The organism is Mycoplasma milvi (assembly GCF_048284715.1).
Lineage (GTDB): Bacteria > Bacillota_I > Bacilli_A > Mycoplasmatales > Metamycoplasmataceae > Mycoplasmopsis.
On record NZ_JBLWAH010000001.1, the window covers coordinates 36438 to 60903 of the forward strand.

General features: G+C 29.5%; 18 protein-coding genes. 12 read left to right on the forward strand and 6 right to left on the reverse strand.

The features are described 5' to 3' along the window. Positions 1–133 precede the first annotated feature (133 nt). The 9 genes from dnaE (at position 134) to ACNQ13_RS00090 (ending at position 11944) form a co-directional block, all read left to right on the forward strand. Positions 134–3061, forward strand: a complete 2928-nt coding sequence (gene dnaE, locus ACNQ13_RS00050; protein WP_418035367.1) for a DNA polymerase III subunit alpha — start codon at positions 134–136, stop codon at positions 3059–3061. After that, the gene (locus tag ACNQ13_RS00055) at positions 3048–3938 is read left to right on the forward strand and encodes a 5'-3' exonuclease (RefSeq protein WP_418018773.1); all 891 of its coding nucleotides are present in this window, start codon (positions 3048–3050) and stop codon (positions 3936–3938) included. Before dnaE ends, ACNQ13_RS00055 begins: the two co-directional genes overlap by 14 nt. Next, entirely contained in the window at positions 3923–4504 is a 582-nt protein-coding gene (locus ACNQ13_RS00060; protein ID WP_418018774.1) for a dephospho-CoA kinase, read from the forward strand. Before ACNQ13_RS00055 ends, ACNQ13_RS00060 begins: the two co-directional genes overlap by 16 nt. A gap of 44 nt (positions 4505–4548) precedes the next feature. Further along, on the forward strand, positions 4549–5532 hold the full coding sequence (locus ACNQ13_RS00065; RefSeq protein WP_418018775.1) for a replication initiation and membrane attachment family protein: 984 nt from the start codon (positions 4549–4551) through the stop codon (positions 5530–5532). Positions 5533–5544: 12 nt separating this feature from the next. Then, a complete protein-coding gene (locus ACNQ13_RS00070; protein WP_416741446.1) occupies positions 5545–6450 on the forward strand; it encodes a hypothetical protein in 906 nt (301 codons plus the stop codon). Between the two features lie 11 nt (positions 6451–6461). After that, positions 6462–7307: a methionyl-tRNA formyltransferase gene (fmt, locus tag ACNQ13_RS00075; RefSeq protein ID WP_418018776.1), complete on the forward strand. Its 846-nt coding sequence runs from the start codon at positions 6462–6464 to the stop codon at positions 7305–7307. Between the two features lie 120 nt (positions 7308–7427). Continuing rightward, entirely contained in the window at positions 7428–7880 is a 453-nt protein-coding gene (locus tag ACNQ13_RS00080; protein ID WP_416741448.1) for a YhcH/YjgK/YiaL family protein, read from the forward strand. Between the two features lie 12 nt (positions 7881–7892). After that, positions 7893–9251, forward strand: a complete 1359-nt coding sequence (gene asnS / locus ACNQ13_RS00085; RefSeq protein ID WP_418018777.1) for an asparagine--tRNA ligase — start codon at positions 7893–7895, stop codon at positions 9249–9251. Positions 9252–9388: 137 nt separating this feature from the next. After that, positions 9389–11944, forward strand: coding sequence for an IdeS/Mac family cysteine endopeptidase (locus ACNQ13_RS00090; protein WP_418018778.1), 2556 nt, complete (start codon positions 9389–9391; stop codon positions 11942–11944). Positions 11945–12037: 93 nt separating this feature from the next. Here ACNQ13_RS00090 and rpsT read toward each other — a convergent pair whose 3' ends face one another. Further along, positions 12038–12298: a 30S ribosomal protein S20 gene (rpsT, locus tag ACNQ13_RS00095; RefSeq protein WP_416741452.1), complete on the reverse strand. Its 261-nt coding sequence runs from the start codon at positions 12296–12298 to the stop codon at positions 12038–12040. A 355-nt stretch (positions 12299–12653) separates the two neighbouring features. Between rpsT and dcm the strand changes: the two genes are divergently transcribed. Together dcm and ACNQ13_RS00105 are read left to right on the forward strand one after the other, a co-directional pair. Further along, positions 12654–13733, forward strand: coding sequence for a DNA (cytosine-5-)-methyltransferase (dcm, locus tag ACNQ13_RS00100; protein WP_418035436.1), 1080 nt, complete (start codon positions 12654–12656; stop codon positions 13731–13733). Beyond that, positions 13721–14929 carry an MAG4270 family putative restriction endonuclease gene (locus ACNQ13_RS00105; RefSeq protein ID WP_418018779.1) on the forward strand — a complete coding sequence of 403 codons (1209 nt, stop codon included), beginning with the start codon at positions 13721–13723 and terminating at the stop codon, positions 14927–14929. The genes dcm and ACNQ13_RS00105 overlap by 13 nt, the downstream gene beginning before the upstream one ends. 235 nt (positions 14930–15164) lie before the next feature. Here ACNQ13_RS00105 and ACNQ13_RS00110 read toward each other — a convergent pair whose 3' ends face one another. Genes ACNQ13_RS00110 through ACNQ13_RS00130 form a run of 5 tightly spaced genes read right to left on the reverse strand, consistent with a single transcriptional unit; the run spans position 15165 to position 23844 of the window. Continuing rightward, positions 15165–17120, reverse strand: a complete 1956-nt coding sequence (locus tag ACNQ13_RS00110) for an ABC transporter ATP-binding protein (protein WP_418018916.1) — start codon at positions 17118–17120, stop codon at positions 15165–15167. Then, the gene (locus tag ACNQ13_RS00115) at positions 17104–18885 is read right to left on the reverse strand and encodes an ABC transporter ATP-binding protein (RefSeq protein WP_416741459.1); all 1782 of its coding nucleotides are present in this window, start codon (positions 18883–18885) and stop codon (positions 17104–17106) included. The genes ACNQ13_RS00110 and ACNQ13_RS00115 overlap by 17 nt, the downstream gene beginning before the upstream one ends. Beyond that, positions 18872–19255: an ArsR/SmtB family transcription factor gene (locus ACNQ13_RS00120; protein ID WP_418018917.1), complete on the reverse strand. Its 384-nt coding sequence runs from the start codon at positions 19253–19255 to the stop codon at positions 18872–18874. Before ACNQ13_RS00120 ends, ACNQ13_RS00115 begins: the two co-directional genes overlap by 14 nt. 11 nt (positions 19256–19266) lie before the next feature. Continuing rightward, entirely contained in the window at positions 19267–23481 is a 4215-nt protein-coding gene (locus ACNQ13_RS00125; protein WP_418035368.1) for an AAA domain-containing protein, read from the reverse strand. A gap of 9 nt (positions 23482–23490) precedes the next feature. Next, positions 23491–23844, reverse strand: coding sequence for a PTS sugar transporter subunit IIB (locus ACNQ13_RS00130; protein ID WP_418017985.1), 354 nt, complete (start codon positions 23842–23844; stop codon positions 23491–23493). Between the two features lie 124 nt (positions 23845–23968). Between ACNQ13_RS00130 and ACNQ13_RS00135 the strand changes: the two genes are divergently transcribed. After that, the gene (locus ACNQ13_RS00135) at positions 23969–24442 is read left to right on the forward strand and encodes a Sua5/YciO/YrdC/YwlC family protein (protein WP_418018919.1); all 474 of its coding nucleotides are present in this window, start codon (positions 23969–23971) and stop codon (positions 24440–24442) included. The last annotated feature ends 24 nt before the right edge of the window (positions 24443–24466 follow it).

Genomic DNA, 24466 nt, shown 5'->3' on the forward strand with positions numbered 1-24466 from the left:
TTGCATTTTTTACTATCTTGATTTATCTTTTGGTTTATATTATTCTTCATTTTTTTATTTATCATACCAAGCTAATGATATTAATAAAGATTTATTTTTTAGCTTTTTTAACTAAATAAAATATAATAAAAACATGAATAAAATATATCTACACACCAATACCGAATATTCGTTTTTAAATTCAGCAATTAGGGTTAAAGAATTAATAAATTTAGCTCGTGAAAATAATTTAAAATATCTACCATTGACTGATATTGATAATTTATATGCTTTGCAGTATTATTGAGAAGCTCAAGCAGCATATGGAATTAAACCATTAATTGGATTAGAGCTTAATCTTGTTGAGGGATTTTGCGTTTTTTTACTTGCAAAAGATAATGAAGGATATCATTTTTTAAATGATTTAATTTACGCTAGAACAAGTGGAAGAGAAATTTCTTATTATGAATTAGAAAATGAGCATGTATTTGTCATTGATCACCAGCTGCAAGGTTTAAAAGCAAGAAACATTGTTGTGAAAGAATATTTAAATAATTTCTATTTAAACGCAAAAACAACCCAAGAAATCCAAACTGTCTATGCTCCTTGCAAAAAGATTTTATATAATGAGCAAAATGAACTACTTCCTATATTAAACAGTATTGCTGGTAGAGAATCTAACTATGTATTTTATACTGAATATTTAGATGAAGATGACTTTAGTGGCTTAGATTCTGAAGTAGAACAAAATATTTTATTTATAGCAGAAAATTGCAATGTAACCATGCCTGATAAAAGTATTAAGCTAGCAAAGTTTCCGGGTAATGTGAAAGAAGAATTAGCACGCTTAATGTCAAATAAAAAGGCATTAGACTTAATTTATACATATGGCGAAGATGTAGTAACAAGTAGAGTTTATTATGAATATAATGTAATTAAAAAATTAGGTTTTTTAGACTATTTCTTAATTATCCAAGATATTATTAATTATGCTAAAAGTCATGGAATAGCAATTGGTCCAGGACGTGGGTCAGCTTCTGGTTCCTTAATTTCTTATTTACTAGGAATTACTGATATTAATCCATTAGAATTCGATTTACTTTTTGAAAGATTTTTAAATGTAGATAGAGTTTCATTACCAGATATTGATATTGATATTCAAGATACTCGTAGAGATGAATTATTACAATATATCAAAGATAAATATGGACAAAACAATGTGGCCTTAATTAGTGTTTTTCAAACCCTTGCACTCAAAAACTCACTTAGGGATATTGCTCGTTATTTATCGATTCCTGTTCCTGAAGTTGATAAAATTTGTAATGCATTAAAAAATACTGATGAAAGTTTGATACAAGCTTATCAAAGCAACGAAAAATACAAGATGCTAGTTGACATGTACCCAAAATTACACCAATATGCTAGTCAAATTGAAGGATTGCCTCGTCAAGTTGGTATTCATGCTGCTGGAGTAATTATATGCGATCGTGATATCAAACATGTTATTCCGGTTTCTAACAACCAAAACACCTTGCCTCAAGTGCAATTTACACTTAATTATCTTGAAAGATTTGGATTAATTAAAATTGATTTCTTAGGACTTAAAAATTTAACTATTTTACAAGAAATAGAAGACTTGATTCCATCACAATATCATTTTGATAACATAGTTGGAAAAAGTTATGGCAAATTTATTGATCCCGATGTTGCTAAATTGCTTAATAATTTATTAACCAATGGGATTTTCCAATTAGAATCACCTGGAATGCAAAATGCTATCAAAGAAGTTCATATCGATTCTTTTGACGACATTTATGCAATTATTTCGCTTTTTAGACCTGGACCGATGCAATATATTTCAACTTATAGTCGTAACAAGCTAAAACCAGATAACATTGAAAAACTTCATCCAGCATATGATGAAATAGTCAAAAACACCTTTGGTATTATTTTATATCAAGAGCAAATTATGCAAATAGCTCAAAAAGTAGCTGGCATGTCATTTGCACAAGCTGATTTATTACGTAGAGCTATTTCTAAAAAAGATGAAACTAAATTGCACAGCTATAAAAGTGATTTCTTTGCTGGAGGGCTTAAAAATGGCATTTCAGCTGAAATTCTAGAAAAAATATACTCTAACATTGAACGTTTTGCTGCTTATGGATTTAATAAATCTCATGCAGTTGCTTATGCCCTTATTGCTTACAAGCTCGCTTATTACAAAGTTAAATATCCACTTATTTTTTACAAAGTGTTAATTTCAAATTCTTCTGCCGACCAACAAAATATTAAAAAATATGTATCTGATGCAACTAGCCAAGGAATTAAGGTATATTCACCTGAAATTAACCATTCATCAGAAGTAGTTGAAATTGATAATAATGAATTATATCTGCCTTTATTGATGATTAAAGGACTTGGAGCAGTTGCTGCAAGTAAAATTGTAGAAGAACGTAAAATAAATGGCCCATATAAGAGTTTTTTAGAAGCTTATTTAAGGCTTAGAAATCTAGCTAATGTTTCAGAAAGTATTTTGGATAATTTAATTAAGTCTAATACTTTTAGAGAATTTGGTGGAATTGACACTTTATTAAATGCTAAAGAAAAATTCGCTTTACCATTTAATAAGTTATTTGAAGATTCTTATAAAAAAGTTGTTGGTGATAAAAGTGCTTTATTACTTAACTTTGTTAAGGCTCAAGGTATCAATGATATAGTTATGGAGCTAATTCCAACTAATTTAGCTGAAGAAATGAAATCTGAAGCTGCGCTACTTGGTGCTGTTTATAATGCTTTAAGTTCACTACGAGAATCAACCGGTTATAAACAATTAATTGATGTTGAGCTTAGTCCAATTTGAGTAAAATGCTTTATGTCTAAAGTGCAAAAGGATGCCAAAGGCAGACCAAGAGTTTCATTAACTGACAATAGCAAAAGCATTATGGCTTTTGGATTTTCTCCTCGTGCAAGCGAAATTTTAAACCACACACAACCGCGTATGGTTATTGCTTTATTAAAATTATCAAAAGCAAATTACTACACATTTATAGACTGAAAAGAGATTGAAGATGAGCAAAACTAATATTCACTTGATAATTGATGGAAACTACTTAATGTTTCAGTCATTTTATGCTACCTATTATGGAAATCCAGATAACATAATGCGTGCTTCAAATGGAACACCAACTAATGGGATCAACTTATTTTTACACCAATTAAATAAACTAATTGAGTTTTATCAGCCTCAATATTTATATATTGCTTTTGATTCAAAAGATAAAAGCTTTAGACACGATCTTTATAATGATTATAAAGCCGGAAGAGCCAAGGCACCAAACGAGCTTTACATTCAATTTGACTTAATCAAACAAATTCTAGATAACTTAGGAGTTATACAACAAGAATTAGCTGGCTTTGAGGCTGATGATTTAGTAGCAGCTTATTGCCATAAAGTGGCGCTAGATGAGCCTAAAATTATCTTTTCGCGTGACAAAGATTTACACCAGCTAATAAGCCCTAATATTAGTATTATTCAAAAAGAAAACTATGGGTATTCTTTATTAACTGATGAAAACTACTTTAAAAATTATGGCTTTTTACCTTCACAAGTAATCGATTACAAGGCCCTAGCTGGTGATAGCAGTGATAATTTGCCCGGAGTCAAAGGTATTGGGGAAAAAACAGCTATTTCAATCCTTGAAAAATTCCATACTATTCCGAATTTATATGCTAATCAAGATCAATGGGATAGTATGCTAACTAAGGGAGTAATTAATAAATTAATTGCTGGCAAAAATGATGCTTTATTCTGTTTACAAATGGCTACTTTAAATCCAAATATTGATAACTTTAACTCTAATAAAGATGCTTATGTTTTAAACTTAAATATTCAAAATGCTTTGCCCTTATTAGAGCAATTAGAACTTAAATCAATTATAGATAAATGAAACAAATGATAGCAATTGTTGGGCGAATGGCTTCTGGAAAAAGTACCTTTTTAGATGCTTGCGCCTCATTAGGGTTTAGCACTTTTAATTGTGATGAGTATGTGGCTTCATTATATGGCGATGATAAAGCTTTTATTACACTAATTGAACAAAAATTTGGCAGTTTTTTGCTTTCAGAAGGTAAAATAAATAAAAAACTTGTTAAGAACTGAATAATGCAAGATCCAAGTAATTTAAAAAAGCTGGAAAAAGAAGTTTTTTACAGGTTAAAACAACATTTAACCTTACATAAATATGATTTTGTCGAAATTCCCATTTTATACACTGAAATCGAAGATTTTGCCCCATTATTTAGTCGCATTTTTCATATGCAAATTCAAGAGGATATAAGACAAAAATTTCTGCATCAAAAGGGTGTGGATAACTTTACTTTAGAATTTTTAGATAACCAAAATGACTATGATTGAGACTTAAAAGAAATTTTTCATGAAAAAAAGGTTGTGCATATCCCCTTGGATAAACGTGATAATATAGAAAAAATTTCAAAAGTACTTCTCATGCATGTGAGAGTTAGGTAAAATATGATTACTATCAAATATTTTTTACGTGAAAAGGAGCAGAAATGGACCTACAATATTCATATTTCGCAGTTGAAAAAAATTCAGAAATCACAAACGATGATTTAATTAATTTCAGAGAGTTTTATGGACCATTTTTAGGTTCAAATCCTATCTTCTTATACCAATATTTATTAGATTATGTTAGAGATAGTCAATTTAAGCGTTTTGCTTATGACTATTTATCTTTAACTGTCTTTTTAAACATGGATGAAACTGCTCTTTCCAAGGCTAGAAGACAATTAGAAGCCACAGGGTTAATTAATACCTATGCTGATCACAGTAAAAAAATTATGATATTTTCATTGCAAAAACCATTAAATGCTTTTGGCATTAAACAAAATCAATTAATTACTGATTTATTGCGCAGTAAAGTAGGTGATGAAAATTACAAACATATGATACTAGCTAAAACTCGCCCAGCTACTTATCGTGATGCTTTTGATGTAGAAGATGTTACTACTGATTTCTTTGCTGAATTCGCTAATAATCAAACAAGCAAAAATGCTATCATGACACAACATAATTTTGTTCAAGATATGCTTCGAATTGGAAAAATGAGAAAAAGTCATGTTGAAAGTGATAAATTATCATTTTCAACAGCTACTAGACTTGAAATTGGTAAAATTAAATATTCTAATGAATATGAAGCAATATTAAAGCTTAATTCAATAGAATTTGCTCAACAATTAATCAATGACGAGTTAGAAGCTAGTTATGTTGCAACATTGCAACAATGACAAGATAAAGTGCAAGATGATAAAATTATTAACTTGATCTTATTTTTATCATTCTACCATTCATCAAAAAGTACTGGTAGACCATTAAAAGAATGATTTAAACATGCAGGAAGCATGGTTAATGAAGTACTACAAATGAACTTACTTGATTTTGCTGTAGTTGAAAACTACTTTGATGGTAAAATTAAAAATACTTATGATATTAAAATTTTTCAAAAGAAGGAAATTCTCAAATCAATGATAAAGTAAAAGGAGTTAATTATGAGTTCAATCAATAAACCTATGCTGGCATTTGATTTCTTAAAAGAAGCTCCAATAAATAAAGAAAACTTAATTGCACAGGTTAAAAAAGAGCCTTTACTTAATAGACTATTTAAAAAATTAAAAGTCTCAGATTCTGAAATCTGAGATTACTTTAATTATTTTATAGATTATAAAAACCAAATTATAAATCCAAATCAGTCACCTTATTTACTTGATTTTAAACGTGATAGTGACAATAAGCTTATTATTGAAAAGAAACTAGCACATAATGAAAAAGGTGATCAGTTTCGTTTATTAAATAATTTATTATTACAACACATTTCATCGCCTTTTTATGACACCACCTTGCAAGATTTAGACATTAATGATAACTTATATTACGATCTAGCTGGAATTAGAGCTGAAATTTTACTTGCTTTAGAGCCTAACCATCAAAACTTTGGTTTACTATACGGAGTTTATTTCCATGGTCCAGCTAACAGTTACCGTACTAAATATCTTTCTTCTGTAGCTAATACTTTTGCTTTAAGCGATGTTCCAGTTGCTTATATTGATCTAAATCAACTTGATGAATGAGTTAAACAACTAATTGGAAATAATGATGATATCAAATATTTAGTTAACGAACTTTCACGGGTTCCAGTTCTAATTATTGATGAAATTGGACTCAAAAACTATACTGAATGATTCCTGGACACAGTTTTAGTTAAAGTATTGCAAAATCGTGCACAAAATCATTTATTAACTTATTTTGGCTCATATTATCCACTTAGTGCACTAGCTAAAACCTTAATTACAACTAAAAAAGGAAATGTCGTAACTACTATTTCTAAACCTTTAATTGATAAAATCATCCACTTAATTATTGAACTTACTAAAGTTGAAACCTTTATAGGAGTTTAGAAAGGAACCTTATGGATAAAATTAAAATTGTTTTAGCTGGAACTCCGCAATTTGCTGTTCCAGTTTTTGAAGAAGTTATTAAAAACTTTGAAGTAGTTGCCTTAATTTCTCAACCTGATCGTCCAGCTAATCGTGGATATAAGCTTGAGGCTACTCCAACTAAATTACTAGCTCAAAAGTACAACATACCTGTTTTTCAACCAAATAAGATTTCAGAAATCTATGAGCAATTAGCTGAAATGGACTTTGATATTTTTCTTACTTGTGCTTTTGGCCAAATTATTCCTGAAAAAGTACTCGCTTTACCTAATTTAGCTGCTTTAAATGTGCATGGTAGTTTATTACCTAAATATCGAGGCGCTGCTCCAATTCAATATGCTTTGTGAAATGGTGATGATGTCACTGGAATTACTTTAATGTACATGGTTAAAGCCATGGATGCAGGTGATATGATTGTTAAAGCTAGTTTAAATATTTTACCAACCGATACTAGTGATACTTTATTTGATAAACTTTCTGCTCTAGCTGCTAGCAATATTGTAACTTGACTAACAAATTTTGCTCAAGGAAAATATAAGCCAGAAGCCCAAGATCCTTTACAAGTTTCCCTTAGCCCTAAGCTTAACAAAGAGGATGCTTATTTAGACCCAAATTTAAGTTTGGAAGAAGCTTTTAATCGGATTAGAGCTTTTAGTTCAAATCCAGGTTGCTATTACTTAGTTAATGATAAAAGAGTCAAAATTTATTATGCAAGTATGCAAAAAGTTCCAAATGCTATTAGATTAGATTTTGCTAATGGTCCCTTATGAGCAACTGATTATCAATTTGAAACCAAAAAGCGTGTTAAAATTGTTTAAAAAATAGTCAAGCTAGAAATTTAATATACTAGCTTGATTTTTTTCTGATATAAATAAAATATTTATATCAAACTAGCTAAAAATGTTTATAATTTAACAAGCTATTTTAAGGAGGAAAAAATGATTTTTGACAAACTTTCAAATATTAAGAAATATCAAGTTAATCCAGCAATTAAAGCAGCGCTAGAATTAGCTGCAAATGCTGATTTTGATGCATATGAATATGGGATTCATGAGTTTAATGATGACATTAAGCTTGTCAAACGGAATTTTAGCCCCTTATTTGAAGAAAATTATGGTGAATTGCATGATCAACACATAGACATTCATGTTTATTATGCTGGGGATGAAGTAATTTACTTTGATCCGCAACCACGTTATACTCAAGATGATATTTTAAGTGCTTCTAAACCTAATGATGTCTTTTACATCAAAGCACCACAATATCATAATCAAGTCAAACTAAATGAAGGGACATTTGCTTTATTCTTCCCTGGTGAATTACACAAAATCACTTTTGCTAATGAGCAATTAACTAATAAAGACAAAATTATTATTAAAGTCAAATATTAAGGAGATAATGCTATGCATTCTATTAAAAAATTTATATTAAAACCTGGGTTCTATGACACTTGAACTGATGTTACAGTTAAAGGATGAGTTTCATCTAACCGTGGAAACAAAAAAATTCGTTTTATTGAAGTCAATGACGGATCAACTGTTAAAAACTTACAAGTAGTATTTAAAGGCGAACAATTTGATTTTGAAGCTTTAGATAGCTTAAAACCTGGTTCAGCTATTGTGATTAAAGGTACTTTACATGCCACACCAAATGCGCCTCAACCTATTGAATTAGTTGCAGATTCTTTAGTTGAATACAAAAAAGTTGATGAGGACTATCCAATCCAAAACCAAGAAATAAACTTAGAGACTTTACGTGAAATTCCACACTTAAGACACAGAACCAACTTACTTAGAGCTATTATGTTAGTGCGTTCAACTTTAGCACAAGAAATTCACAAATTCTTTATTAACAAAGATTTTTTCCTTATGGCGAGTCCAATTATTACAAGTAATGATGGAGAAGGAGCTGGAGAAACTTTCATTGTTTCAGATCCAAGTTGAGCTGACCCATTTTTTGGTAAAAACAAGAAAGCTACACTAGGAGTTACTGGGCAATTACATGGTGAATCATACGCTGTTGGAATGAAAAAGATTTATACTTTCGCTCCTACATTTAGAGCAGAAAAATCTAACACAAAGAGACATTTAGCAGAATTCTGAATGATTGAACCAGAAGTTGCCTTCTATGATTTATTTGACACAATCGCTTTAGCTGATGATATGCTAAAGGTTGTTATTAGAAACACTATGGCTAAAAATAAGCTTGAATTGGAATACTTAGATCAAGTAACAAACAATGGTCTTTTAGATAGATTAAATCACTTTGTTGAAACACCACTTTTAGTAGTTGATTACAAAGATGCTATTAAAGAACTTCAAAAAGTTAGAGATATTTTTGAAAACAAAGATATCGAATTTGGCCTAGATTTAGGCTCAGAACACGAAAAATACTTAACTGAAAAAGTTTATAATGCTCCAATTGCAGTTATTAACTTCCCTAAAGATTTCAAAGCATTCTACATGAAACAAAATGAAGATGGTAAAACTGTTGCAGCTTTCGACTTACTTGTACCTGGTGTAGGTGAACTTGTAGGTGGGTCTCAACGTGAATCTGATTACAATAAATTATTAACTAGAGTTAGAGAACTAGGAATTGATGAAAAAGACCTAGAATGATACTTAAACTTACGTAGATTTGGACATATGTTAACTTCAGGTTTTGGACTCGGATTCGAAAGACTTGTTATGTATGTAACAGGAACTGAAAACATTAGAGAAGCTATTCCATATCCAAGAACAAATGGAAGCATTAAAATGTAAAGCCACATTTGTGGTTTTTTTATTAAAAGTTTAACTTTACTATTAAAAAGCAGTAAAAAAGAATTTTTTAGTAATAAAAAATATTACATTAGGTGTTACAATACTAATATATTATTAAGATATTAAGGGATGAAATTATGAAAAAATTTAAATTAGTTTTAGGAGCATTAGCTACTCCAGTTCTTTTGCCTATTATTGCTATTTCATGTAATGATGACAATAAACAAATACAAGATCATATTAAAGCTCAAGACAAACAAATTAGTTTATTACAAGATTCTTTAGTTCAAAAGCAAAATGCATTAAATCAAACTAACACACTATTGAATAGCACTTTGGAACAACTAGGTCAAGTTCAACATTCTTTAGTTACAAGCAAAAGTCAAATAGCACAATTGAATAATCAAGTTGAAGAATTGAGCGCAAACAATAAGTCTTTAAAGGTTGATTTAGATAGTAAAAATGCACTACTAGCTCAAAAACAAGCTCAAATCGAGGAGCTAAATGAGACTTTAGCTAGTCAACCTGATAAAATGGAATTTGCCAAATTAAAACATCAGCTAGCTGATAAAGAGCAAGAAATAACAGAATTGAAGCAACAAATTAATCGTGTAAATGATAATAAAACTCAATTAGAGGCCCAAATTAGTTCATTACAAAAACAACTTGCTTTAGTAACAAAACAAAAAGAGCAGCTACAACAAGAAATAAGTAGCAACCAAATGCAATATGCTGCCAACATAAAAAAACTAAATAGCCAAATAACTCAATTAAATAGTGAACTAAAGCAAGCTAACAAACAAAAGCAAGATCTAATTGAACAAGTTGAAAGTTTCAGTGCACAATTGCAAGCAGCTACTATAACTAGCAAAAACCTTCAAGCACAATTAGATAAAAAGACAAGTCAACTAGAGCAAACTCTTAGAGATTACAATATTCTTAATCAACAAGCTGGTTCACTAAAACAACAAATAGCTAAACTTGAAGCAGCCATTAGTGATAATGAAGCCAAGATACAAACTAAAAGTAATACTATAGCAGCATTACAAATTATAATATCAGATAATAAAAATCAAATTAACTTGCTTACTGAACAAAAAAATCAACTTCAACTCAATATTAATCAACTAACCGATCAACTAAATAGTGCTAAAGATCAACTAGCTAGCGCTCTAAGACAAAATCAAGACTTACAAAATCAAATTAAAAAACTAATTGATGAAGTTGAAAAATTAAAGAAACAAAATTCTAATTCTACTAGTGAGGAAAATAAGAATAATGATCAAACTAATTCAAGTCACAGTGACAATGAAACTTCTAATTCAACTCCTAGTTCGAACCAAAATAATAATTCAAATGCATCTCAAGATCTTGATAATGCTAACTTAATGTTTAAGCTAAATGATAACTACACTGTTACCAAGAATGATAAAAGCTTTAATTTAAATTCTCTAGTGACAATTAATTCTAATTATCAAGCTAAAGAAGTCAAAAACACTATTAATAGCCATGGAATTTTAACACCAGATGGCGTTACGATTCCAGCAATTAATACTTCTAATATCGAGACACTTAAAATAGGAAAAGCACTTTCCCACCCACCAGTAGGTAGATGATTTAGAACAGAATCACAATTTGATCCAGATGATTATCATTACTATTTAATGTGAGATGAAGCTGCTAACTGATTTGATGCCAATAAATGATTTAGATACACACCAAATATCAGTAAATCAGATGAAGATAACTATTATCCAATGAGATACTTTGGTAATGGAGGAACTGACGATCGAAGTTGTTGAGCTGCTGCCTCAAGCAATGTTATGATGTGATGAATTCAACAAAATCGCAAATATATTGAAGCATACTACAGAATGCACCCCGAAGATAAAATTATGATGCTAAATGGAAAAGATATTCTACAAAGCTATAATGAAAAAGATTATGCTTTTATCTTTAACTTTTTAGTTGAATACTTTACCGATACCTCAGGATATGCTTTATTTGGTAATGAATGATTACTATCAGGGGAAAAGAATCCTAACTTTAATGCTTCTATTGAAGTTGATAAAATGAAACAAGCTGCTAAATTTAAAGGATTATTTCCTCATTTATTTAACTGAGATAATGCTTCTAAATTAGGAGATTATAAAAAACTAGGTGGTGGTGTTACAGAAGCAGATAAAGTCTTTTCCAACTATGTCAAAGAGGCTTTTGAAAATCACTATGCTGTTTCATTTGTTATAAACCCTTCAGCCTCTTATAATCATGCAGTTACCTTATGAGGAGCTCACTATAATTCAGAAGGTATAATTGATGAAATTTATTATGCTAACTCTGATCACAATAATAAAGAAATGCGCACTAGATCTAGACTTGAAAGAGCTAAAGTTGTTTATTCACCAGATAAAAGAAATATTAGAATTTGACTAGCCCCAGACCAAACTAACTATGAAGAACAAAACAGACGCGGATACCTTATTACTTCTGTTGAAAAATTTAACCTTGGACATGATATTTGAGAAAAATGATATAAAGAACATGTGAATCCAACAGATGATAAAGTTGTAATTAGCATTATTAATGCTGACCAATTTGATGTTTCAAAACCAGGAATCTATCAAATTAAATATCAAGGGACAGATAAGTTTGGTAACACTCAAACACAAGTAGCAAACATTACTGTAAAATAGTTTTAGCACTAGCACATAGGCTGCTAGTGTTTTTTATAAAAAAAATCCAGGACAAGCCTGGAACTAATTAGATTAGTTAACTAATTTAATAGATTATTTGTTTTTGTTTACAAAATCATCTAATCTAGCGTGTTTTCTAGCACCTTTGTTAGCGTGGAAAACACCTTTTGAAACTGCTTTAGCAATTGTTTTGTGAGCGAATGCTACTAATTCAGCAGCTTTTTCGTCTTTAGCTAATACAGCTTCTCTAGCTTTACGTACAGCTGTTTTAACACGAGATTTCATTGCTGAATTCTTTTTGTGTGCTTCTTCCATTTTAGCTATACTTTTGATTTTTGACTTAATGTTTGCCATTATGTCCCCCTTTTTCTAATATGTTTATTGAAAAATCAAGTATATTATATATTAATTTTAGATATTGATAAAATACAAATACTCCTTAATTATAGCTATTAAGTAAATTATTTACATTTATCTAAGCTAAACTTACAATTGCTTTTTGTTCAATAAATAGCCCTTGCAAATAGCGCAATCCGATATAATAAAAACATTATGAAAAGAAAACTAAAAATACTTGAATCATTTGCCGGAATAGGTTCTCAATATAAAGCATTAAAAAATATATATAGTAATAGTATAAGAGAGAGAGAGAGAGAGAGACGAGCTCCAAATTGTACCATTAGGTACAATTGATTGATACATAGATGCAATTATATCTTATCAAATCATCCATTATGGGTTATTGAAACCAGAAACTAATTATTCACATGAACAAATGGCTTGCTTATTGTCTCAATACACCTTTAGCTCAGACTCAAAAAAGCCAGTTTCAAGTTCATACTTCCAAAAGATGAATAATGAAAAACTTAGCAAGATTTTCCCATATTTATATTCTTATGTAAATAATGAATATTTTGCTTCAGTTTATCCTAAACATCAAAGAGATTTAAAATATGTAGGCTGCACAGATATTACTCAATTCGAAGCACTTCCAAAGCATATTGATATTTTTACATATTCATTCCCTTGTCAAGATTTATCTCAACAAGGAAAGCAAAGAGGACTTGAAGGTGGTACTAGAAGTGGTCTTCTTTATGAAGTTGAAAGAATACTAAAAAACAATACAGATCGTCTGCCAAAAGTATTGCTTTTAGAAAATGTAAAGGCTCTAGCTAGTTCCAAATTTAAAGCGCCTTTTAATGAATGAATCAATACCCTAGACCAATTAGGATATGAAACTGTTTATAAAGTAATTAACTCAGTTGATTATGGTTCAGCTCAAAATCGTGAAAGAGTATATGCTGTTTCAATTCTTAAGACTCATTTAAAGAAACCATTTGTTTTTCCTTTACCTCTTAAGGAAAAAGGAAAACAGTTAGAAGATATCATCCACCTAGAACACAGTGATAAACTATTAAATGATTTATTAAAGAAATACAAGCATAATGATTTTTATACTACATCTAATAATATTACTAAGTCTAGACTGTTAGACTATACCAACTTTAATTCAGAGGCTTATATTTACTTACCAAAAGGAAAGGGACCTACCCTCACTGCTAGTGGTGCAAATAGTAGACTTAAGTTTTACTTCCCGGAGCAAAGAACTCTAAAGGCTATAAGTCCTTTAGAATCCTATCTATATATGGGATTTGATGCAGAAGACTATAATAAAGTAGCCAAAAGCAACCTAGTTTCAAATTCCAAAATGATTTACACATGTGGTAATTCAATTTCAGTCGAAGTTTTAGAACAAATCTTTAGAACTATTTTAAAATGTCTAAAATAGAAATATTTAAAATACCCATGTGTACTAAATCTTACTATTCAAAAACATCTCAATCAGCAAAAGGACAATTTGACATTTATGTTGCGTTTGATACAAGTAGATTAATCATTTATGATATTTTTGTTAATTTTTTAAATCTAGAAATAGATTTATGCAATACAAAATCTCATTTTAACAGTAATCTATCTAATTTTAAAATTAGAAAACATATCTTTAGCCAGCTTGGTTTAGAACTCATACCAAGACAAAGTGTTAAAGAAAATAAACTACTTAAATTAAATCCAGAGCAACTTATTAAATTTAGCTCACTAGTTAATACCTATTATTTTCAAGAAAATCAAAAAAATATAAAAGAACTAATATATTTATTAAAAGGCAATAACCCAGGTGGATCAGTTACTAAAAAAGAAAATTCAGAACTAATATTAGATGAAAAAAGAAACTCGAATGGGCGTATATTTTATAACTTGCCATTAATTATTGATGCTATCACAATTGGAATAAATTTTAGTGGTGATAGTTTACATCATATGCTTGCGCATTATCAAATTAGTGAGCATGAAATTAAAAACTTTGATGCTATGATCGAAATAATTAAGAACAATGATTCAATATATCTATGATCTGGAATTTGTATGCTAGAGATAACCGGTATCAATCTTAAAGAACAAAATGATACTTGAATTAAAAATATGAACACATATATTAAAAATCTTTCGAATAGCAATAAACTTTGTAAATCCATCAAAGATACTATTAAGAAATATAGATCAACTTATGCAAAGCGTGTTGAGGGGAAGAAAATATTTGACATTGAATATTCAACAGAAAAAGCTCATATTTACAATGTTGAATGAATACAAAAAGAAGCATTTGACTATTGTGCAAATGATCCAAATAGGATAGATGATCAAAGATATCACAAGATAATTAAGCAAATTTCTGATGAAAATAATTATTTAAATTTAGAGCCTAATATTCATAAAAGTTTTGATAGATATGAATTTAGTTATAATGAAAATGGTAGACTAATTCAAACAAAGCAAGCATTAAAAGAGAATGTAAGAGAAAATACCTTACATAGCTACTATCAAATACCTAAAGATAAGTTAAACAAGCAAATTAAAGATTATATTAAGAAAAGAAACAACTATATAGAAAATAATAATTTGTTAGATAACTATCCTAAGAATTAGAGCTAAAAGTTTAAATTGCTACTTTATTTATAATTACAATATATTTAGAATTATATCTTTACCTGGTAATCTATAATTTGATTAGTATTTTTACAATTTAGTGACAAATTTTAATATAATATATTCGAAATCCTTTCAGAGGGGTTTTCAGTGGAGTACAAAAACAGTGCTCCACTTTTTTATATTTAAAAGTGAAACACTGTATATATAATTAAGATTAAAACCTAACTTGGAATTAATTTTTACCAGCTGCATTTTGTCATAAAGATCAATAAGCACCTTTGGCTTTAAGTAATTCTTTATGAGTACCTTGCTCTAATATTTGTCCATTATTAAGAACAATAATTTTATCAGCATTAACTATAGTTGAAAGTCTGTGTGCAATGATAAATGAAGTTCTATTTTCAACCAGTTTATTCATTGCTTTCTCAACAATAATTTCAGTATGTGTATCAATATTTGAAGTAGCTTCATCCAGAATTAATACTGGAGGATTTTTATAGCTTGCACGAGCTATAGAAACTAATTGTCTTTGCCCTTGAGATAGGTTAGATCCTGAATTTACTAGTATAGTCTCGTACTTGTCATTAAGCTTATCAATGTGTCCATTTAAGTGAGCAGCTTCAGTTACATCATTAAGTACATATTCATTGATACCTTCAGCACCATAAGCAATATTATTTTTCACACTATCACTAAAGAGTACAGTTTCTTGCAATACATATCCCAGAGATTTACGTAATGAATCTTTTTCAATTGCTTGAATTAAAATGCCATCATACAATATTTCACCTTCCACTATTTCATAAAAGCGTGAAATTAAGCTTGTGATAGTTGTTTTACCAGCACCAGTAGCTCCAACTAGAGCTATTTTTTGACCTGGTAGTGCTTCAAATGAAATATCCTTTAAAGTATATTCATTTTGATATTTGAATGAGACATTTTTAAACTCAATATGACCTTGTAATAGTTTATATTCATAGCTTGAACCAACAGGTATTTTTCAAGCAAATTTTCCATAGCTTTCAGCTAGTGGAACTTCAATGTATTTACCCATAGCTTCTTCAACACGTACTAAAGTAATTTTACCTTCATTGGTTTCAGGCTTTTGATCCATGATATCAAATACCCGGTTAGCACCAGCTAGCGCTAGGACAACAGAGTTAGCATTTTGTGTCATAGAAGAAACAGGTCCTGAAAATGATTTGGCAAATTGTGTAAAAGCAATAAAAGTACCAAGTTCCAATCCAGCTAGTGAACCAGCTGTGGCTATATTGCCACTAGTGTAATTATTAATTACCATAATACCACCAAAAATAGTAACTATTGCATAAGCGATGTTTCCTAAGTTTTGACTAGTTGGGAAAATTACACTAGCTCAAAATTCTGATTTAAAACTTACTTTAGCAAGTTTTGCATTAATTTGATCATATTGATTGATTGCATTTTTTTCTTGGCCAAAAATTTTAACAGTTTTAAGTCCACTAATCATTTCTTCTGCATACCCAGTTAATTCTCCGATTTGCTTTTGTCTTTTAACAAAAGCTTTAGAAGAAAATTTCCCAATTATGAAGCTGGCTGCAAAAATTAGAATAATAACCCCAATCATAATTAAGCTTAAAGCTCAATCTAGCACTAACATAATAATAATTGAAGCAGTTATGATAATTAATGATTGCGTAATTGAAGGGAAAGTTTTTGATAAGAATTGTCTTAAAGTATCAATATCTGCTGTAAGCCGAGAAACTAAATTCCCCTTAGCATTAGAATCAAAAAACTTAATTGGCAATGATTGCATATGACGATAAAGTTTTACCCGCATACTGGTCATTGTTTTGTAAGTAATATTAATCATGATTCTGTTGGCTGCAAAACCTGAAAAAATACTTACTAAGAATAAAGCTACTGAACCAAATAGCATTAAGTAGAATTGATCTCAGTTAAAGGTCTCAACTGTTAGGCCATTATCTAGTGCAGGTTGTAAGAATAATTGCACAACAATTTTACCTATAAAGACTTGTTGATATAGCATTCCTACTGTTGAAAGTAAAATTAAGCCTGCAGCTAGAATCAATCATCACTTATTATCACCTCACAAGATTTTAATTAAGCGAGAGAAAGTAGCTTTCTTTTGCTGCTTAGTTAATTTAGTATAAACAGGTCTAGCTCCTGTTTTATTGAAGGATTTCATCAATACCTCCCATAGCTTGTTGAGCTTTATATAACTCAGCATAAAATTTTGATTCTTTAAGCAATTGTTGGTGTGAACCAATATGCTTAATTTCACCATTATCGAAGACTAAAATTCGATCGCAGTCTTTGATTGAATTAATTTTTTGTGCAATAATGATTTTAGTACAATTATCAATTTGATTAATTGCTTGTTTGATTTGTGCTTCTGTTTTAAAGTCAACAGCAGAAGTTGCATCGTCTAAAATTAAAATTCTTGGCTGCTTTATTAAAGCACGTGCTATACATAAACGTTGTTTTTGCCCACCTGAGAAATTTTGTCCTTTTTGTTCAACTGGTGAATCTAATTTTTCTTTCAATCCAGCAACAAAGTCTGCTATGTTAGCTTGAGCTAGTGCATGATAAATTTCTTCATCACTTGCGTCTTGCTTACCTCAAAGCATATTGTCTCGAATGGTTCCTTTAAATAGAATGGACTCTTGGAACACTTGAGCAATTTGTCCTTTAGTATGGTGTAAATCCAAATCTTTGATATCGTGATCATCAAGTAAAATTCTTCCTTCTTGTGGATCATAAAATCTAGCAATTAAAGAAGTAAAAGTTGTTTTTCCTGAACCTGTTTCTCCAATAATACCTATTGATTCACCTGGTTGGATTTTAATTGAAACATTTTTAATACTTGGATGATTAGTATCTAAATAATTAAATGTTACATTTTCAAAAGTAATTCCACCTTGTAGGTTTACTTTTAACGCATCAGTCTTATTTACGATACTTGGTTGATGGTTAATAATTTCTTTAACACGTTTTGAACTTGGTATAGCCATTAAAACCATTCCAAGGACATTCATAATTCCCATTAAAGAACCTGAAATCATTCAAATGTAAGAACCAAAAGCAACTATATCCCCAACTTTAATGCTTCCTCCAAGAGCCAAGCGTGTTCCGATTCCTCCAAGAGCAACTACGGACATAAAGATAGTTCCAAAAATAATTGGAGTATTTCATGATACTATCTTATCTACTTTTGTATTAGTGTTTTTTAGCTTATTAGCTAGTAATTCAACCTTATCGGCTTCTAATTTTTCAGTAACATAAGCTTTGATTGTTCTCATTCCATTAAGATTTTCTTGAATCTTTTGATTATATGCATCATATTCCTTGTATAGTAATTTATATTTAGGATATGAGGCATATCAAATAACTAGGAATAAAATCGCAATTAAAGGTAAAGATACTGTAAAAATGGTTGAAAGTTTAAGTGAAACTTTAATAGCGAATACAATTGCCGCAATAAACATAAAAGGTAATCTAATAAAGGCTCTTATGATCATCATAAATGCCATTTGAATATTATTAACATCATTATTTAAGCGATTAAGAATTACCCCATTACTATATTTATCAATATCATTAAATGAAAATTCTTGGACTTGAGCAAATATCGCATGGCGAATATTTCGTGAAAAGATAGTTGCTGCCTTAGCTGATACAAAGGAAACTATTATACCAGAGGTTAAAGAAGCAAGAGCTAATCCAATTAAAATAAGACCTTTTTGAATAACAACAGTTTTATTTCCTTGTTCAATACCACTATCAATTACATTTCCTACTATTTTAGGCATAAATACTTGCATAAGTACTTCTGCAATTACTAAAATAATACAAATTACCGAATACCAACGGGCACCTTTGGTAAGCCGGAATAAAGAAGGCATTTTAGTTTTTACCCTCTTTACTATTTTTTGTTCTTTACTTTTTGTCATGACTATTTAATAAACATTCTTTTTCATTGTGTTCATGTATTTGTTCGTGCCCATCATTAAAACATTTACATGTGTATTTTTGATAAACATCTTCTTTAACAAGACGCATAATTTCTTCAATTAGCACCCCATATTTTTTAATAAATGCTGGTGCTAAATAGTAATAACTAGCTACACCTTCTTTTCTAATTTTTACTACTCCGGCTCTCTTTAAATTTCCTAAGTGTTTTGAAACATTAGCTTGTTTTTCATTTAAGGCATTAAGCAAGTCATTAACGTCGCACTCACGTTCATGGCATGTATATAGGTGAATAATCAACTTTAATTTAACATCCTTTGATAAGAAATTTAAAATTTGTAATGTATCCATATAGCATCTCCTTACTCTTCTTCATCAATAGATTCAATTATTCATTCCGCAGTTGCATCTTGCATGCTTGGTTGATCTATTGTTTTTGTGTTTCTTTTTACTGCATTTTCAACTTGTTGCACTTTCTTTAAGGCGCTTTGCTCAATTTCTTCATGTGAGATAACTTGTGTTTTATTAGTATCATCATCTACATCATCAAAATTGAAATTAATTACAAAATCATCATCAGCTAAATCTTCATCATCTTCAACTCAGTTAGTTTCAGTACTTATTTTTTGTTGCATTGGTTCAATTTCTTGAACATTTATATCAGTCTCAACGATGTTTTCAGCAACATTGCTTTCAGCGTTTTCAACTTTTTTAATAAATTGTGTTACTTCTTTAGTTAATTGTTCAGAAGAAGTTTCTATTGCGAGCGAAATTTGAGCACTGTCTTCTTCATCGCTTTCAACTAGTTTAGTTGGTTCATTATAAATTTGATCATTAGCATAAATTGAAATTTTTTCTTCTAATTTAGAAAGATTGATACCTAATTCAGAAAAATCAGTTTCATATTCTTCTTCAGTTGATGATGCTTCATCAGTTTGCTCAATATTTGCAAATTCCTCTTCGAGACCACTTTCCAAATCTAAACTATTAGATTGGTTTTGTGCATCATCTTCAATTTGGACTTGAGGCATTTCTTCACTATTATTTTCTTCTAACAGAATATCTTGCTTAGTTGCATCTTCTTGAATAGTTCCTGATTCATATACAGCTTCATAGGTATCAAAATCATTTTGATCTTCAGCTTTATATGCCAGAACCTCTTGATCAGGTTTTACTTCTAGGTTGCTTTCATCTAATATTAAGTCTTGAGTACTTGTCTCTAAATCAGTTTCATGTTCAATGATACTTTCAACTGAATTTTCAGTCATATTATCACTTACTTGATCTAACTCGACCTCTTGACTTAGTCTATAAGTAGCTGTAGCTAATTGTTCAGGCTTAACATTTAGGCCCAAAACATCTTCTTTGTTTTCAATGTCATCTTGTTCAATCTTGTTAATTGCATAAGTATTAGTCTTGTTAGCAACTGAAGTTTTTTCAAAACTATTAATTTCTTTAGCATTAAATCATTGTGCTACATTATTTTGCTTGTAAATTCATGAAATTGGATTTATAACAGTAACATCATATTTCTTAGATTTTAAGAATTTGATTGCATCATATAATTTAACATATTTTTCAATTGAATTTGAGTAATTAAATGTATCAAAACATATACATTTGAATGGTATCTTATTATATGTAACCACAATATCAATATCAATTGAGCCTACTGTATAGTCTTTAAAGATTTCAAATCTCGGGTTATTTGCAATTGTTTGAGCAATTTTATCAAAGACTATATCTTTGAATCATTGATCTTTATTAAATGTATTTGAAATGGCATCATGTTTTGAATCAAATGAATTCTTAAGCATCTTTAAGCGTTCTTCAGGACTACGTTCAAGAAATTCTAGTCATTTTTTAAAGATACGCATATCATCACTCATTTCATATTGAGAAACAATATCACTTGATTTAATTGTTTTAATCACAATCATTTTATCTTTAGCACGTGAAATAGCAACATTAAGTGCATTTTTACCACCAGGTCTACATACATAAGTTGAATTTAACTTAGTATTTTTATCGTAAGCTACAGTGGCTACAACTAAATCAGCTTCATCACCTTGAATATTTTCAATATTTCTTATAAGTAAACGTTTAGCTGCAATTGCATCTTCAAGTTCATGGTGTTGCTTATAAATTTCATTAGTTAAGTATTCACTTTGCTTAGCATTAAAGGCTAGCAAAATAATCTTATTGTATTTGTCAAGGTTTTCTTTAACCTTTTGGATAGCTAAATGAGCTTCTAGTATATTACGGTTATTATCTCATTCTCCCTTAACTTGATATACTTCGATTGGATCATTGTTTCAAACACTAGCTGCATCTAATACATCAAGTTTTCCTTCATAGAAATTACGAGATGAAAATGTCATTAAAGCAGCATGATTTGATCTATAGTTCTTATTTAGCATAATTGAATGCACACCTAAAGATAAGGCATAATCAAGCACAGATTCAACTTGACCAAAGATTGAATCGTCAGTATAGCGAATTCCAAATCAGTTACTTGGCTTCATTTGTTCAGTATCACCAGCTAAAATATTTACTTTTGCTAGATATAAAATTGGTAAAGCGTTTTCGATAAAAATTTGGCTTGACTCATCTAAGATAGCGTAATCAAATTCTTCCTTACCTCAACCAGATAAATCTGTATTTGGTGTTGCGATAATAATTGGATAAATTAATTTAATCATTTCTGAGTATTTTTTAACAAATCTATATGGTTCTAAATTATTAATCCGTACAGATTGAGCAAATTCACGGTATAAACGTTTTTGGTCTTCATTAAAATGATTAATTCGATTGAAGATTTTTTCAGTAATAATTTGCTTTAAGGCTTCTTCATTTGAAATTAAAGGTTTATGAGCAATTTCTGCATTTAGCTTGATTAATTCATTTAATCTTCTAAATGGGGAATATTCTGAATCAATATTATTAAATCCAATACTAATAATAAAGTTCATTAGATCAGCTCATGAACCATCAAAATTAGGCATGCGACTATCAATTTCATTTCCAATGCGTTTTAATTCATAATATTTCTTAACGAAGGGGAAGAAAGTTAAACGCGATATTTTAAGTAATTCTTTAGCTGTTTGGCAATGTGTTGGATTTTTAGGATATTTAATATCTCTTGGTAAAGATAAGATAAACTCCATATCTTTATTAAAGTCAAAATTATCTTTATGCTCTGCAATATAGTAATAAGCTTTTAGCACATTTTGGACTAAAGAATCATTGAGGTATTCAGAAGCTTGTGAAATAAATTCAAGTTCTCGTCTTGTGATGGTACCAATTGATTCAATCTTACGTGAATCATTAAAATTTTCCAGCATATCAAGGTAGTCTTTGATTGGCTTATAAAATCCTTTACGATTCATATCTTTACTATTTAGAATAAAAAGACAGAATGGAGCTAGTGAGTTCATTCTATTTTTAATAACATCAAGTGCAGCTTTCTTCTGGCTAGCTACAATAGCTGTTTTTCCATAGAACAAAATGTTAGCAAGTAAGTTAACAATGGTTTGAGATTTACCTGTTCCAGGTGGACCTCAAATTACAGTATTTTGATTTAGAGCTGAAACAATGGCTTTATCTTGTGATAAGTTTGATTCAGTAATTCTAAGTAATGTTAAATTAGGATTAAAAATTAATTTATTAATTACTTCTTTATAAACATTCTTATTGAATTCAACCTTAATAATGTCATCCATTTCATTATTAATGATAATCTCTTTCATACGATTACGTGAATATCCACCTCAAGGTTTATAAATACCTAATACAGCTCCTGGGTAAAATCTCATGTTTTCATTGTTTATATCTTCATAAGTAAATTTTTCAAAAGGTGCTGCAATATTTTCAGGTAATTTATATAAGCCATCTCAATCTGCACGTAATTTTTGAATTAATGAAGAAATCTTGTAGTTTTTAAAGTCTGTATCAATTGTTAAGTTAAATTCATTATTGTTTAAGAAAAATAATAATTTTTCATTAACTTTGATATCACCATCACTTTTAATAATAGGCTTTCCATTTTTAAAAATAATATTAGCTTCTTTTAAAAATAGTGGAGCATAAATTACCCGATCATCTTTTTTCAGAGATAAGAATAAGAAACCAATGTGTAATGGTCAAATGTTAGTTTCATCCAAGATATTAGTTACTTTATCATTTAAAATTTTTCATTTTAAAATTGATTTTTGGATTCTAAGCTCTAATTGATTTAATATCTTTTCTTTGTTATGTTCATAATTTTCATAAATATTTTCTGAATTAAACCTAATATTAAGACGCTCAAAATCAGCACTATGTGCTTCCATGTATTGCACTAAATTTTCTGAATTTGAAAGATTCATAATTCGCTTAACATGTTCAACAATACTATCATCAAGTGCTGATACTTCAAAAGTTTCATTATCAAAAATTGTGGCAATATTATTGTCACCTACAAGTTGATATAAGTCCATGTAATCTTTATCATTGATTCTGGTAAAGATTGATGGATCACTTTGTGTAATATCAAGTAAATTGTCAAGTACGATTTTATATTTTAATTGTTCTTGCATGTTTCCTCCTTACTTAATTAATTTTCTTAGTTCATTATAAACAACTGTTGTATATTCACCTAAAACTAAAGATACTCCGTTGCTACGAGCAACAATTCCACTAATTCCTTTCAATTTATTTAATTCTTGTAATTTGACTAGTTTAATATCTTTAACCGAAATATTAATTCGATTGAGTCTAGTTTGCACTTCTTGAATGTTATTGTCTCCAAGTAGAGCTAAAAACTCATTGAATTTAAAAGGCAACTTATCATTTTGATAAATTGTGTTCTTTTCTTTTTTGGTTTGTTTGTTTCACTTTATTCAAATTAGACCAAATGTAATGATTGTTAAAAATACTATTAAAAATTTATCCTTTTTCATATGCATTTATTATATTATTTATTTATAAATTTATTTATAAATAAATGCATTTTTTAGCCTTAAAGATAAATATTTTGGCTTTTATAATTAAGAAGTAAAATATCAATTATTAAAGTAGGTAGACATGAATAATGATAAATATAAAGATATAATAATTTGCTCAACTGATACGGTTTGTGGTATTGGTGGCCCTGTTAATGAACAAACCCTAGAATTACTTTATGAACTTAAACATAGACCTAAAAGTAAGAAAATTATGATTTTAGTAGGCTCACTACAACAAGCACAAGCTTTTCCTCAATGAAACCAACAAGCAACAGAACTAGCTAAGGAAAAATGACCTGGTGGTGTTAGTATTGTAGTTAATGATCAAGGCTTTAGAATGCCAAATTGCCCTTTATTGCAAGCGTATTTACTTGCCAATGGGCCAATTTATATGAGTAGTGCCAACATTTCAGGACAAGCTGTTTTAACCTTGCACGAAGTCGCAAACGTCTTTCCTCAAGTTACAAATATTTATGATTTCTGCACTCCAAATGGTAAGCCTAGTGATATCTATAATTTAGATACTGGTGAAGTAATTATACGTTCTAAGTAGCAAGCTAATGCTGCTTTTTTTAAC